Below are 15032 nucleotides of genomic sequence, written 5' to 3'. Positions count from 1 at the left end.
CTACAAGGAAAAATCATCCAATTCAGGGCTTTCCTCAAAGTTTCCTGAGTGTTCAATTTCGGTATCAGCCTGCATTTGCTGATACCAGCGTTCTTCGTCCCAAATTTCAAATTTATTGAGTAGCCCAACTAGCATGATTTTTTTGCCCAACTGCGCATGGGAGCGCAACGAAGGCGCCAGTAAAATCCGGCCATTTTTGTCTAGTTGGTATTCTGTAGCATGACCTAACAACATCCGTTGCCAACGTCTCACTCTGGGATTGGTATTCGAGATACGACTTAGTTTGGTCTCAATTTCTAGCCATTCGGAGAGTGGATAGAGCCACAAGCACGGTTCGTTGATCGCAATAGTACAAATAACCGTTCCCTGATCTTCGGACAGCAGCGGTTGACGGTACTTAGTTGGTACCGCAAAACGCCCTTTGTCATCCAAAGCTAGCGAACTTGCACCTCGAAACATGCGTGATCCTATTTATAAGTTGGCTGATCCAGTTTGATCCACTAAAACCCACTTTTTACCACAGAAGAACAGTCTAGGGCTTGACAAGCACTTTTGTCAAGCTCAGTCGGTACCTTTAACGCCTTTGAAAGCCAGAAAAATCGCGGGATTTGTGGAAGATCATGAATTTTGTGGAAAAAAGTGGAGAGAGGAAAAAATGCCATTTTTTTTGGCCGGATAATCACGTCATACTTTCAAATTAGAAATTAAAAATTCCATGTCTTAACCTCTGCTTAAGGATATTTTTTGCAAGTGAATTATTTATGCAAATTTGCTTGGTTGTCCCCACTCTATTCGGTATCATTCGCGCTCTCTGATCAGCTCCATAGGTGGGATTATTCTGAAATCTTCAATACAGTTTCGATTTTATCGCTTACTAGTCCTACTTTGCTTGCCATGTCTGATCATTATTTTATTTCTTTTATACGAGCAACGTCAGCTAGCATTAACACAACAGTCACAACAGGCGCTGCATTACGCCAAGCAAGTTGCGGCGATCCAGCAGGTAGAGCTCGCCGATACAGAGCAAGTCTTACAGCAATTGTCGACCCGTATTGATCATCTCACGGTAGAACATGGTCAATGCCCTGCGCTGCTATATCACGCGATGCTTCTTAGCCCTAACCTTGCTAACCTAGGCATAGTCGACGCACAAGGAAACGTGCTGTGTACTACGCATCAGCCGGATCAACGCAAAATCAACATTGCTGATCGCAGCTATTTTAAAGCCGCAATGCGCACTGCCCAGTTTAGTATTGGTGAATATCAAATCGATCGCAGTATGCAGCGTGCAACAGTTAACTTCGCGTTGCCAATTTACAACGATCAACAACAATTTTTGTTCATGCTAGTTGCAGTGAAAAGCTTAACCCATTGGAGCCAAACCTTAGCAAAGTTGCCTCTCCCGGTTGGCACTCGAGTAATGATTGCCGATGCCAAAAAGCAAATTATTGCACAATACCCGACATCAAAAGCGCAACTCGGTCTTGCTGTCAGCAGCTCATGGCCAAGTGATTTAAACAAGCAAGCGACGCTGCATACCACCCCTGAAGGCAATCGCTTGGTGTATGTAAAGCAATCACTCAATAACGGCAATCGAGCGTTACAAATCTACTTTAGCTTCGATTTTGAGTCCCAGTTGAGCAACATAGATAAGCGTTTTACGCTATTTTTAGGGATCTTCTTTGTGCTTGTGTGCATTTTGTTTTGGCAAACCCATTGGCAATTAAAACAACAACTTTTAAAACCGCTTGGTGCACTCAAGCATGCTATTGCAAAACTTGAGTCAGGTAAGCAAGATCCCCGTTTTGACGCCACCAAAGTTCCGAGTGAATTTGAGCATATCGCCGAGCGTTTTGCCCATATGGCGCAAACACGCCTAGCCGCTGAAGACAGCGCCAATCATAGACTTGCCGTTGTAAAAGCCTTGATTAACGCACTCCCTGATAGCTATGTGCGCTTAGATCAACAAGCTCAAATTTTATCTCGCTATGGTGATTACACCAATAAAGCACAAACGCTTAGAGAGTTGCTTCCAGAACATATCTATAAACGGATCCGAGCAGAACTTGCACTGCTAAATGATAAAACCTATGTGCAACTCGAGTTTTCTCCAACCAGCAACCAAGTGGTTGAATGTCGCCTGTGCGCCATAGAATCCCATCCTCAGGCGTTGCTGATTTTCCGTGATATTAGTCAACGTAAGCATCAAGAAGAAGCGCTGAACCTTGCGGCATTAGTCTACAACAATAGTAGTGAGTGCATGATCATCACGGACGCCAATGGCTTTATCTTGGACGTTAACCTCGCCTTTACTCGAGTTACAGGTTACCAACGCTCCGAAGTCCTAGGTAAGTCCACCGCTATGTTGGGATCGGGTCAACATGACCGTAGCTTTTACGAACTTATGTGGCAGCAGCTTAACGAGCATGGTCGCTGGCAGGGAGAAATTGTCAATCGAAAGAAAAATGGAGAGCTTTATAACGAATGGCTAACCATAGATAGTGTTTACGATAATAATCGTGAAATCTATCGACGTGTCGCAATTTTCACCGATATTACCGAAGTTAAGCGCAAAGATGCGCTGATCTGGAAGCAAGCACATTTTGACGAATTAACCGACCTCCACAATCGTGTGGGACTTAAAAAGCACTTGAAAAAACAAGTTTCTGGTGGCCAACATCAAACGGCCGTACTGTTACTCGATCTCGACAACTTTAAAGATATTAACGACACATTGGGCCATTATTACGGCGACTTACTTCTCAAGTTGGTAGCACAACGCTTGAAAGCGCTCTCGCCAAACGCTTTTTTATCTCGTATCGGTGGAGACGAATTTGTCTTTGTGTTGGAAGATGACGAACATAAAACAGCGTGTAAAACACTGGCCTCCCAGATCCAGTCAGCATTCAAACAGCCTTTTGAGATCCAAGATGAACAATGCCATATCACCACAAGTATGGGCATTGCAATGTCACCAATGGATGGTAACGGAGCGGAGACCCTGCTGAAGGCCGCCGATCAAGCTATGTATCGAGCAAAACAGCAGGGTCGTAACGGTTATGTGATTTTTGACGATACCTTACGAAAAGTCGCAGAATCTAGAATGCAAATGCTCAAAGGCATTCGTACTGCACTTCATAAAAATCAATTTGAAATGCATTACCAACCCATAGTGTCACTTGCAGATAATCGCGTTGCTAAAGCAGAGGCCTTGATCCGCTGGCGACACCCTGAGCAAGGCATGGTCAGCCCGGCTGAGTTTATTCCCTTAGCCGAAGAAACCCAGCTTATTCACCATATTGGTGATTTAGCATTTTCACAGTCCATAGACACCTTGACGCAACTACAGCACTTAGGTCACAAAACACAAATTAGCATTAATGTCTCGCCAGTCCAATTTGCCGCTAAAAATTGCACCTTGGCAGGTTGGAGTGACAAACTCATGACGCTTGCAATTCCTGCGGAGCAAGTGGTACTAGAAGTTACTGAGGGCATGATGATGCACAATGATAGCCGTACAAAGCAACGTGTTGAACGATTAAAGCAGCAAGGTTTTCAATTTGCATTAGATGATTTTGGCACGGGTTACTCGTCACTTGCTTATCTAAAACAATTAGATTGTCACTTTGTGAAAATTGATAAGCGCTTCGTCGATGGTATCGCAACCAATGCAGACGATTTAACTCTGTGTGAAACCATTGTTCTGATGGCGCACCGTTTAGGCTTAAAAGTCATTGCAGAGGGCGTTGAGACCGCGACTCAGCATCAGCTATTAAAACAAGCTGGATGTGATTTTGGTCAGGGTTATTACTATTCAAAACCACTGCCACAAAATGAGTTTCTGACCTTAATGACAGAAAAAAGCCACATTGCTGTGGCTTAGATCTGAAGTTACTTAAAATCTAGGAGCTTGGTTTATTCAGTTAAACCAAGCGCAGTCATCATTTTGTTTGCAACGTCCACATGGTGCTGCATGGTTGAGAACTGCTTAGTTACCCCTTGTGGGCCATAAGCATAAACAGGCACAGGGGCTGCGGTATGTGTACCTGTGCCCCAAACAACATTTTGCTCTGAGGCAAGCGCTCGTGCAATTTTACCTGTGTAGTCTTCTTTCGCGTATACATAGAAATCACTAAAGTCTTCAAACGCAGGGATCATATCAGCGCTATTTTCATCGTATACACTCTGACCGACTTTTGCAGCATTATCTAGCGTCACCGTGTAAGCCGTCATATCTTCAATGGTCGCTTTCCAAGTTGGGCCCGATACATTTTCATAGACTTCATCAGGCGCAGCTTCTGCAAGGATATCGAAGAAGGTGCCTGTTTGCGCGTAAAGCTTGTCTAGTTGCGCAAGCGGGCCAAAGTTAAATTTAGGATGATATTCTTTAGCAACCCCATTTACATACATGCCATCGCCAGACAAGGTCTGTGCTTCAGGACGCTCATGCTTAGAGTAACTAAAGCCAAAACTACCCGTTTCATGGTCTGCAGTCACAACGACTAGCGTATCGTTACGGTCTTTTACCCATTCATGCACAGCTTCAACGGCTTCATCAAATTTAAGCAGCTCATTTAGCATCCAACCTGCATCGTTTGCATGACCCGCCCAGTCAATTTGACCACCTTCAATCATCAAGAAAAAGCCATCTTCATCTTTAGACAAGATATCAAGCGCTTTCACCGTCATTTCTTTTAATGAAGGCTGAGTACAGCTGTTGCTTTGTTGACAAGCTTTGTAAGCAATTGCGTCATTCATGCCTGAATTTGCAAATAGGCCAAGTACTTTCTCACCTTCAAAACTATTTAGCTGTGCTTTATCAAAAGCAAGGCCATAACCGTGTTGCTCTTTTGCTTCAACAACTAGGTTAGTTTCATCTCCACGCTTTGATTTTTTGTATACGTTGCTTGGCATGCCAAGCGCGTCAAGCTGAGCTTTAACCTCTGTATTATCAGGTGTACTCTTTGGTACAAACACACGCGCACCACCAGATAACATCACATCGACATTACCTGAACGAACTAGTTGCTCCGCAATTTCTGCCTCATATGAGCGATGTGGCATATGTGCAGCGAAAGCCGCAGGTGTTGCATGAGTAATACGCGTATCTGAAACAAGACCCGTTGCTTTACCTGCGGCTTTGGCTTTTTCTAAGATAGTGGCGACTTTATTACCGTCGGCATCAAGACCTATCATTTCAGAGCCTGCCGCAATACCTGTTGCTAACTGTGTTGCCGAACAAGCAGAATCAGTCACAAGACTACCCGTTGCACCATGTGGCGCATTAAGCGATAAGCCTAAATGACCACCCGCAGCAAGTTTAGAAAGCGCTGTTTGATTGCCTTTGTTTTTATAAGTTGAGTTTGGCGCGCGCTGAGCATACTCTTCAAGTAAGCCAACTTGCTGTGGTCCCATACCGTCACCGATCATAAGGATCACATTTTTTACTTGTGTCACTTCTTGCACTGGTACTTCTTTAATGACTTCAACTTCTTTGATCACCTCAACGGTTTTTGTATCGTCATCGCACGCGGTAAGTAGAATTGCAGAGATAGCAACTGTAAGTAACTTTTTATTCATTGTACTGTTCCTGAAACGTAATATTTGTCTGTAAGGCGGGCACAGTCTAGGCGCGTTACATGACTTTTTTATTTCAGCGAAGTGAAAAAAATTATTTTATTTCACAATAAGTTACATTATAACAGTACAATTTAAGTACGAAACTACCCTGTACAACTATCATGATTTAGAGTCATCACTCTCTACCTGAAGTACTGGTAAATAATTTAGAAATGGGTCGACTGGATAATCCAAATACAAAAATGCTGAGCAGCACCGTTGCCATTGCCACTTGAGTAATTTGCAAACCATTTGGCAACTCTTCGCTGAGTAGCATTAAGGTGAGCACCACCGAAGCTAACCCCTTGGGGCCAAACCAAGCTAACGTAAAGCGCTCTTTGGTTGTCAGTTCACCACCTAACAAGCAGAGGAATACCGGGATCAATCTAAACATGGCGGTTGCTAACACTGCGTACACCCAAACCTGCCATTGGGTAACATTTAGCAGCACTACACTTGCCGACAAACCAAATACTATCCAGATCATAAAAGCCGCAAATTCGGCGAGGTGTTCGCCTTCTTCGATAAGCTGATCTTTAAACTCATCACGGTAATATTTATCAAACAGCAAACCGCTGACAAATGCAGCGATAAAGCCGCTGCCATGCAGAGCTTGGGTTACCGAGAAAACTAAAAAAGCGATGCCAACAAAGAGAAAAGGGCTGGTTTTAGACGCAAAGTAATGATGTTGATAGGCGCGTTTAAGTAACCAAATGATCACCCCAGTCAGTAACCCCGCGACAACGAGTGCAATCCCCACTTCACGTATAAAAATCCAAGCAAATGATTCAGTCGTCGCTTGCATTCGCTCAGCTAATACTCCCAGTAAAAACAGAAATACCGGAATACACAGGCCATCATTCAAGCCACTTTCCACATTAATTGCCTCACGTAATCTGGTGGGCACAGACTTATCCTGAATGAAGGTTTTGCATAAAGTGGCATCGGTTGGAGTGATGATCACCGCAATTAAAAAGCAAGCCAACCAAGATAACTGAAATAGCTCATGGGCCACCCAAGCGCCGAATACCATAGTTAATGGCAGCCCGAGTAATAATTTAACCGGTAACTGAAAGCTGTGAGATAACACCCGTAATCGCGTTTTTGCAGCATCGGAAAATAAATAAATCGCAAGCGTCAGCTCAATAATCGGCAACCAAGTCTGTAGGCCATTAATATCTACCGCTAAAGCTTGTTGCCCTCCTTCAATATTACCAAGCACAAAGCCTATCGCCCCGCCCGTTAGCACAAACCACATAGGTGCGGTGAGCTCCGCCCTATCTAGTTGTCGAGCTGTAATGCTATAGATAAAAAGAGAAAGTCCAATCGCCGCAATCAAAGCATAAATCACGTTGCCATTCCTTTACTGAAAACTTGCTGCTGATAACGCGAGTATGACAAATCTTATTCAGTTAAGCCAAACATCTAACAACATCCTCCTATCTCCTATAAAGCGAATTAAACAACAAAGAGCAGTAGGCGCTAATTAATTTTTCACCTTTGTGTCATCGGAATGTAAAAAACCGTCATTACTCTATCTGCAACAAACTGGACTAGACCAGAAAATTTAACCCAAACTTTTGAGAAAAGAGCAATGAAAAAACTAACCCAAATCGCTGCTGCCGTGTTACTCGCCACCAGTCCCAGCTTATATGCTGCGACAGGTAAACTCGTTGGTGTTGTAAAAGACCCACAAAGTAATCTGTCTGGCGCTGTTATCTCAGTAAAAGGCCAAGATGTATCCACTGTGTCTGATTATCGTGGTCGCTTTGAACTGCCAAAACTAGATGCCGGTCGCTACACCTTAGTCGTGAAATATATGGGTTATCAAGAAACTGAACTTCAGGTTGAGGTGATTGATGGTAAAGTTACTACGTTGTCTCCAATCTTATTAAACCAACAACAAACGATGGAAGAAGTGGTCACGGTTGGGCAAATCTTCCGTGGCGAAATGGCCGCAGCAAATAACCAAAAAAATGCCAGTAATATCAAAAGTATCATTTCTGCCGATGGCATTGGTAAGTTACCAGATAGAAATGCCGCTGAAGCCGTGCAACGTATTCCTGGTGTGTCGATAGAGCGTGACCAAGGTGAAGGCCGTTTTGTTGCAGTGCGCGGTTTACCGTCACAATGGAGCTCGGCCAGCATCAACGGTAACCGTCTTCCAACCGCAGAAGAAGAAACCACCAGCCGCGCTACTGCGTTCGACTTTTTTCCAAGCGAATTGATTGAATTTGTGGAAGTGTCTAAGGCTATCACCCCTGACATGGAAAGCGATGCGATTGGCGGTAATGTTAATTTCGTGACCAAAAAAGGCGCTGATGATTTTATCCTCAAAACCAACTTTGCTGTGGGCCAAAACGAACTGGCCGATGGTACAAATTATTCTGCCAATGTGGTGTATGGCGACCGTCTACTCGACGACAAGCTAGGTTTTATCATTAACGCCACAGCGTGGCAGCGTGATTGGGCAACCGATAACTATGAGCCACGCCGGGGTAACGATGGCTTAGGCATTTACCGTTTAGAGCTGCGTGATTATACAGGAACCCGTGAAACTTATGGCTTAAATGGCTCGCTGGAATATCAACTTGAAAGCGGCACGCTCAGCGCCAGCGCGCTATATGGCACACTGATTGATGATGAAACTCACTATAAGCACAGGCTGCGTTTTGATAAAGACCGTGCTGAGCTACAGCATATTCGCAACGAACTCATCACCGAAATGCAAGGCTTTGAAATTGCAGGTGAACATGACTTTGGCTTTGATAAAACGCTCTCTTGGCAACTAGCGACCTACGAAAATGAGTTCCGCTATGGCGACAAACCCAACAGTGAAGACAACAGCTACTTTGTCGCCCGTTTTGATCAAAAAAATGTGGGATATGTTGGACTTGAAGACCGCGATACCGGTAAAAATTATGCCTACAACCAAGTAGACGGCGGCAGCGATCCTTGGAACGCCATAAGTAATCACTTCCCCTCGGGCTTTACACTCGATCCAAGCAAAATGGGCTTGTCTTGGGTTGAGCTATACAAAGTCTACGTCAACGAAAAAGACAGACTGGTAGCCAATGCCGACTTTGACTGGCAATACAATAACCAGCTAGCCGTTAAATTTGGGGCAAAATACCGCGATAAAGTCCGTAAAGCTGACTTTGCCGATGAATTTTACGCGTGGGACAGCGAACAATATGGCGCAGCGCCAACGCTTGCAGACTTTGCCTTAAGCGATCAACCCGGTCGCAGCGATTACTTAAGCGAAGCCAAGTTTGATTATCGCACGCAGCTATCACAAGTGGCTTCCACCGATGCTCTTGCTCAGTTTTGGACGCAAAATCGCAATAAGTTCAAGCTAGATGCGGGTGAATCAGCACTCATCAGCAATGGTGGAGCACTGGGCAGAAACTTTGATGTTGAAGAAACCCACACCTCGCTCTACGGTATGGCAACTTACCAAGCCAGCGACAACTGGGAAGTATTAGGTGGCTTGCGAGTTACGCGAACCGATACCGAAGTGTCTGGTTACACTTATTTAGCCGACGAAGACAAAGTTGTTGATACCACCAACAGCAATGATTATTGGTCCATTTTACCCGCACTACATGTTACTTATCGTGCCAATGACGATACCAATTATCGCCTCGCACTAACTCGCACCTTTGCCCGTCCTGATTTTGGTTCGTTAACACCAGGCGCAACTTACCTTGAGCAAGACAATCAGCTTAACTCAGGCAATCCAGCGCTCGACCCTACGTACTCAAATAACCTCGACTTGATGGTGGAACATTATTTTGACCGCGTTGGCTTGGTCTCTGCGGGGGTATTCTACAAAGATATCCAAGACCCAATCTTCCAAGCCACCAGCGTTGGCAATTACAACAACAAGCAAGGCGTGACCATCATCCGTCCTGAAAACGGCGATAGCGCTTGGCTTGCGGGCATTGAGCTGGCATTTAACCGCGACCTTGGTTTTATTTCTGACAGTTTGAGCAACTTTGGGGTAATGACCAATGCGACCTTTATGGATTCTGAAATGCAGATCCCAGAGCGCACAGAAAAAGTGGCCATTCCACGTCAGGCCAATGAGCTTTACAACTTTACGCTGTATTACGACGACACCCGTTTTGCAGCTCGAATAGCGCTTAATCATAAAGGTGCTTATATCGAAGAGCACGGCGGCGATAGCCAATCGGATAGCTACTATGGCGCCAATACCAGCGTCGACTTTACAACGTCATACCAACTTAACGAACAAACGTTAGTTTACCTAGAGCTAAGTAATCTCACCAATGAAGCATTGCAGTACTACCAAGGTGAGCAAGGTCGTCCATTACAGGTGGAATACTATGGTATCCGCGGCATGGTCGGCATTAACTACCAATTTTAATACCAATTCACTTGATTAAGCCGATTGGTATACACCGGTTGACGGGCAATTCACAAAGGATTGCCCTCGAATTACCGAGGATCCTATGATGTTGCAGATCACCCTATTTAACGCCCGCCCGCGCTGGCTAAAAGACGCCCAAGGTATCGGCTTTGTACTATTTGCCGCGACCAGTGCGTTTATGACTTACTTTTGTATGTACGCCTTTCGTAAGCCATTTTCGGTCAATACCTATGAAGCCTTTGATGACCCTAGCTGGGTTGTTAGCTTTAAAATTGCCCTGATCCTTTCGCAAGTGTTTGGCTACCTATGCGCGAAATTTATCGGTGTTAAAGTAATTGCTGAAATGCAGCATCATTATCGCGGCCGTGCGATTTTGGCCATGATTTTAGCCGCCGAGCTCGCACTGGTGCTATTTGCCATTACTCCTACGGGCTGGAATCTGGTTTGGCTGTTTGCCAATGGCCTCTCCCTTGGCATGATCTGGGGTTTGGTTTTTAGCTTTTTAGAAGGTCGTAAAACCACCGAAATCTTAGGTGCGGTACTCAGCGTGACTTTTATTCTAGCCTCTGGATTAGTCAGAACTGTGGGCAAATGGCTGGTGAGTGAACTCAATGTGCCTGAACTATGGATGCCAGCGGCAACTGGAGCGATTTTTCTGCCGCTGCTTGTACTTAGCGTTGCTTGTCTCAATAGCATTCCTGAACCGACACAAGAAGATGAACAATTACGACAAAAGCGCGCACCAATGGATGGCAAAGCACGGCTGGCGTTTTTTAAACAGTATTGGTTTGGAATAACCGTGCTGGTGCTTAGCTTTTTACTCTTTACCGGCTTTCGTGACTTTAGAGATAACTTCTCAGCCGAGATCTGGCAGGCCTTAGGGTATGGGCAAGAACCCGCGATTTTTGCTTATGCCGGGATCCGCATCGCCTTTATCGTACTCATTGCGCTTGCCGCATTGGTGTTAATTAAAAATAACCGTATCGCATTTTTTGCCAACCATGGCTTTGTCTTACTCGGGGCTTTACTGCTGGCCGGCAGTACGTATTTATACCAAGCCCAAAGTCTCGATCCTAAAACGTGGATGGTACTGCTGGGAGCTGGTCTTTATATCAGTTATATCCCCTATAACTGCTTTTTGTTTGACCGCATGATCTCAGCAGTTGGCTCGACTGCGAACGCCGGGTTTTTGATTTATCTGGCGGATTCGGCGGGCTACATCGGCTCAGTGGGCATTTTGCTCTATAAAACTTTTGCCACACCTGAGCTCAGTTGGCTGCACTTTTTTACCATGGCTTGCTATTGGGTGGCGTTTATCGCAAGCGCCCTCGTAGTGAGTTCAATTATTTATTTTGCCGTGAAATTAAAGCGACCACGTAAGGCGTCAACGCAACTACGCGCCACGGCACTTTCATCACATATTTCCTAGCTAGGAGTCTTAGCAACATGAAACACATTGAAGCATTAATTTTGGATTGGGCTGGTACTGTGGTCGACTATGGTTCGATTGCCCCCACCAGCATTTTTGTTGAAGCATTTAAGCAAGCATATCAATTTGATATTTCCTTGGCTGAAGCGCGCGGCCCGATGGGAATGGGCAAATGGGATCACATTAATACCTTGCTACAAATGGACAGCGTCCGCACCCGCTGGATAACGCAATTTGGTCAGCCACCGAGTACGGCAGATGTTGACCATATTTATCAAACCTTTATGCCACTTCAACAAGCAAAAGTCGCCGACCGAGCTGCCCCCATTCCGGGCGTGCTTGCGGTGATCAAACGTTTGCAACAACAAGGCGTTAAGATTGGTAGCTGTTCTGGGTATCCCAAGCCCGTGATGGACGTACTAGTGCCTGCCGCTGCCGACTATGGTTATCAGCCAGATTGTGTGGTTGCCAGTGATGAATGTGCAGCTGGCTCTCGCCCAGGCCCTTGGATGGCGTTAGAAAACGTACAACGACTTGGCATTAATCGCGTGTCTGGGTGCGTAAAAGTCGATGACTCCGCGCCGGGAATAAGCGAGGGATTAAATGCCGGCATGTGGACCGTTGGAGTTGCTTTAACGGGTAATGCGGTGGGGCTTAGCGAAGAAGAATGGACTGCGCTCGGTCACGAAGAGCAAAGTACACGTTCCCTTAGTGCTTATCAGCAACTTGGCGAGGCCGGTGCGCACTATGTGATTGATTCACTAGCCGACATCGAAATGGTCTTGGTGGATATTTCTGCTCGTATCGCCCGTGGAGAGCGCCCGTAATGCGTTTTCAGCCTTTTTGGTTTGATGAAGCAATCACTCAAGCCGATATTGAAGCCGCAGCCAGCGCGCCGCCTCATGGCGCGTTGGATACCCAAGTTTGTATCATAGGTGGCGGCTTTACTGGCCTTTGGACAGCCATAACGCTGAAAAAGCAAAAACCTGAGTTGAATATCGCCATTATTGAAAAGGATCTCTGCGGGCAAGGCGCTTCGGGCCGTAATGGCGGAGCTATGCTGACATGGTCGACTAAATTTGCCAGCTTAATTAAAGCGTTTGGTTTAGAACAAGCCTGCTTTTTAGTGCGTCAGTCTGAGCAGGCCGTTCATGACATTAAAGCCTTTACCAATAAACACGGGATTGAATGTGACTGCCGCGTTGATGGTACTTACTATACGGCTTCAAATCTCAGCCAACGTGATGCCTTTGGTCCCATTACCACCCTACTCAAGCAACACCAGCTTAATGCGTGGCAAACACTAACTAAAGCGCAGTTACAAGCAACCGGCTCTAATGCCAACCTTGCTGGAATTTACTCCCCCCATGCCGGTAGTGTTCAACCCGCCAAGCTTGTGCGTGGACTGATGAAGGTGGCAAAAAAACTTGGGGTCAAAGTATTTGAACACACCCGCTACCTAAAGCACCAAGGCCAAGACACACTCACCATTACCACAGACAAAGGCGAGATCAGAGCCAATCAGCTGGTATTTGCCGTTAACGCTTGGCTGCCAAGCTTATTGCCGCAGTTTTCTCGCAGTGTGGTGTTGGTGTCGAGCGATATGGCGATCACTACACCAGCGCCTGAAAAGCTTGCGGCGATGAGACTGAACCACGGCGCTCCGGTGATTGATGCACGCATTTTTGTGAATTACTACCGCACCACCTCAAGCGGTCGATTAATGCTTGGCAAAGGCGGGAATTATTTTAGTTTCAATAACCAAGTGAGAGATACCTTTCACCGTGCTAGCCGTTATCAAACGATTCTTGAACGCTCATTTAGCCATTTCTTTGCACATCACCAACTCGAGATAGACAGAACTTGGACCGGCCCCTCAGACCGAAGTGTCTCTGGCATGCCTTTCTTTGGTCATTTAAATGGTCAAGCTAATGTGTTTTATGGCAGCGGTTACTCAGGCAACGGCGTGGTGCAATCCTATTTAGGTGGACAAATCTTAGCAAGCCTTCTGCTTAATCAACATAACGACTGGCGTCACTGCGCCTTGGTCAACCAAACGCTTAAACAGTTTCCCGTCGAGCCATTTCGCACCGCGGGGGCCTTAATGGTGAGAAATGCCATTCGCCGTAAAGAAAGCGCTGAGGATAACAACACGCCACCGCATAAACTCGATGTTTGGCTAAGCAAGCTTAGTGGCAGCGCAGCAAAATTAGATCCGAACGTAAAGCAGGAGTATATAAAGTGAATGACATTGCACAAATAAAACAGCTATTCGAGCAATATGGTCACGCGACCTATGACGAGGCATGTAGCCAAATTTACCATGCCGAGCAATGCGCCACCCTCGCGAAAGAAAGTGGTTATGATCAAGCGACTCAAATCGCTGCATTTTTACATGATATTGGCCATTTTGTTGCTCAATCTCAGAATAACCCAGACTTTACGCCACAAGGATATAGCAATCATGGCGATTTAGGGGCAGATCATTTAACTCAGCTTGGCTTTGACCGAGCAGTGACAATGCTAGTACGCAAACACGTAGATGCGAAACGCTATCTGGTCAGTATTGATGAGGAGTATTACCAAACGCTCTCTCCTGCCAGCCAACTAACGCTAACAAGACAAGGCGGAAAAATGAACCCCGAAGAACTTGCGGCATTCTCCAAGCTACCTGAATTGGACGCCATTATCGCGCTGCGTCGTTTTGATGATTTAGGGAAAGATCCGAGTTTAGCCGTTTTGCCGAGTAGCTATTGGTTTAGCCAGATAGAAGCCTATTTGGCGAGATAGGCCAATCTGAGTTTACAAGTCTATTTATCCTGTCATAAAACGATAGTAAGCTTGTCACAAACGGTTTTATCGACTCAATTATGCTGCTTTATCAACGTATTCGAAACCATATCCAAGCGCTGCTAGCCGCTGGCAGCATGACGCCCGGAGCCAAGTTGCCTTCAGAGCGTGCGCTGCAAGAAACATTTAGCTCAACACGGATCACCGTCCGTGAAGCCCTAGCGCGACTAGAAGCCGAAGGACTTATCTTTAGCCAAAAGCGTCGCGGCTGGTTTGTCACCCCTGAAAAACTCAAATGGCATCCAGCTAAAAAAGTGAACTTTAACCACCTTGCCATTGAACAAGGCTTTACACCAACAACCCAAGTAGTGGCAATTAATGCCCCTTCCACAGAGCCTGAGTTTAGCCACTCTCATTTTAACGGCCAGCCTGTATATGAACTAACTCGAGTACGTGCGTTAGATGGTCGCGCAATGATGATGGAACAGATCTATTGTGCAGCCGAACGTTTTGCCGACTTGCACAGCCAACCGCTGGATGGCTCTATCACGGAAGTGATGTCGACTCACTACCAAGTTGACGTCAGCTTTGAACAGTGTGTAATAAGCGTCACCGTACTACCCGATGACGTTGCCGACAAATTAGAAAAGAACAGCGGCGCACCTTGCTTAAAGGTACTGCGCGCCCGCTATGACGCCGAGCAAGCATTGGTGGATTACAATATTGAATATTGGCTCCATGACGCCATAGAAATGATTGTTGAAGGCGTGTAACTCCCGTACCCGTAGGTCGTGCTTTAGC

Annotated in this window: 10 protein-coding genes; 7 read left to right on the top strand and 3 right to left on the bottom strand. The window is 45.8% G+C overall.

Annotated features, from left to right (window positions below; genetic code table 11):
- On the bottom strand, positions 1-459 hold the full coding sequence (mraZ, locus tag CWC03_RS14305; RefSeq protein ID WP_138582463.1) for a division/cell wall cluster transcriptional repressor MraZ: 459 nt from the start codon (positions 457-459) through the stop codon (positions 1-3).
- Between the two features lie 430 nt (positions 460-889).
- On the opposite strand from mraZ, the gene CWC03_RS14300 reads away from it, so the two are divergent.
- Positions 890-3883, top strand: a complete 2994-nt coding sequence (locus CWC03_RS14300) for a bifunctional diguanylate cyclase/phosphodiesterase (protein WP_138582462.1) — start codon at positions 890-892, stop codon at positions 3881-3883.
- A 32-nt stretch (positions 3884-3915) separates the two neighbouring features.
- Here the strand turns inward: CWC03_RS14300 and CWC03_RS14295 are convergent, their stop codons facing one another.
- Both CWC03_RS14295 and CWC03_RS14290 read right to left on the bottom strand, forming a co-directional pair.
- Positions 3916-5580: an alkaline phosphatase gene (locus tag CWC03_RS14295; RefSeq protein ID WP_138582461.1), complete on the bottom strand. Its 1665-nt coding sequence runs from the start codon at positions 5578-5580 to the stop codon at positions 3916-3918.
- A gap of 175 nt (positions 5581-5755) precedes the next feature.
- Entirely contained in the window at positions 5756-6970 is a 1215-nt protein-coding gene (locus tag CWC03_RS14290) for a cation:proton antiporter (RefSeq protein ID WP_138582460.1), read from the bottom strand.
- Positions 6971-7213: 243 nt separating this feature from the next.
- Between CWC03_RS14290 and CWC03_RS14285 the strand changes: the two genes are divergently transcribed.
- From CWC03_RS14285 to CWC03_RS14260, 6 genes are all read left to right on the top strand, one after another.
- The gene (locus CWC03_RS14285; protein WP_138582459.1) at positions 7214-10009 is read left to right on the top strand and encodes a TonB-dependent receptor; all 2796 of its coding nucleotides are present in this window, start codon (positions 7214-7216) and stop codon (positions 10007-10009) included.
- 85 nt (positions 10010-10094) lie between these two features.
- Positions 10095-11441: a DUF5690 family protein gene (locus tag CWC03_RS14280; protein WP_249314048.1), complete on the top strand. Its 1347-nt coding sequence runs from the start codon at positions 10095-10097 to the stop codon at positions 11439-11441.
- A 17-nt stretch (positions 11442-11458) separates the two neighbouring features.
- Positions 11459-12268: a phosphonoacetaldehyde hydrolase gene (gene phnX / locus CWC03_RS14275; RefSeq protein ID WP_138582458.1), complete on the top strand. Its 810-nt coding sequence runs from the start codon at positions 11459-11461 to the stop codon at positions 12266-12268.
- Positions 12268-13686 (top strand): FAD-dependent oxidoreductase, encoded by a 1419-nt coding sequence (locus CWC03_RS14270; RefSeq protein WP_138582457.1) that lies wholly within the window; start codon positions 12268-12270, stop codon positions 13684-13686. The genes phnX and CWC03_RS14270 overlap by 1 nt, the downstream gene beginning before the upstream one ends.
- Entirely contained in the window at positions 13683-14231 is a 549-nt protein-coding gene (locus tag CWC03_RS14265; RefSeq protein ID WP_138582456.1) for an HD domain-containing protein, read from the top strand. Before CWC03_RS14270 ends, CWC03_RS14265 begins: the two co-directional genes overlap by 4 nt.
- Positions 14232-14311: 80 nt before the next feature.
- Positions 14312-15004 (top strand): UTRA domain-containing protein, encoded by a 693-nt coding sequence (locus CWC03_RS14260; RefSeq protein ID WP_138582455.1) that lies wholly within the window; start codon positions 14312-14314, stop codon positions 15002-15004.
- Positions 15005-15032: the final 28 nt, after the last annotated feature.

This window comes from Pseudoalteromonas sp. S2755, assembly GCF_005886535.1.
Taxonomy (GTDB): domain Bacteria; phylum Pseudomonadota; class Gammaproteobacteria; order Enterobacterales; family Alteromonadaceae; genus Pseudoalteromonas.
This window is presented reverse-complemented; position numbering and strand designations above follow the sequence as displayed.

Coding starts and splice junctions, on each gene's coding strand:
- mraZ (WP_138582463.1), bottom strand. CDS start 459: ATGTTTCGAGGTGCAAGTTCGCTAGCTTTGGATGACAAAGGGCGTTTT.
- CWC03_RS14295 (WP_138582461.1), bottom strand. CDS start 5,580: ATGAATAAAAAGTTACTTACAGTTGCTATCTCTGCAATTCTACTTACC.
- CWC03_RS14285 (WP_138582459.1), top strand. CDS start 7,214: ATGAAAAAACTAACCCAAATCGCTGCTGCCGTGTTACTCGCCACCAGT.
- CWC03_RS14280 (WP_249314048.1), top strand. CDS start 10,095: ATGATGTTGCAGATCACCCTATTTAACGCCCGCCCGCGCTGGCTAAAA.
- phnX (WP_138582458.1), top strand. CDS start 11,459: ATGAAACACATTGAAGCATTAATTTTGGATTGGGCTGGTACTGTGGTC.
- CWC03_RS14270 (WP_138582457.1), top strand. CDS start 12,268: ATGCGTTTTCAGCCTTTTTGGTTTGATGAAGCAATCACTCAAGCCGAT.
- CWC03_RS14260 (WP_138582455.1), top strand. CDS start 14,312: ATGCTGCTTTATCAACGTATTCGAAACCATATCCAAGCGCTGCTAGCC.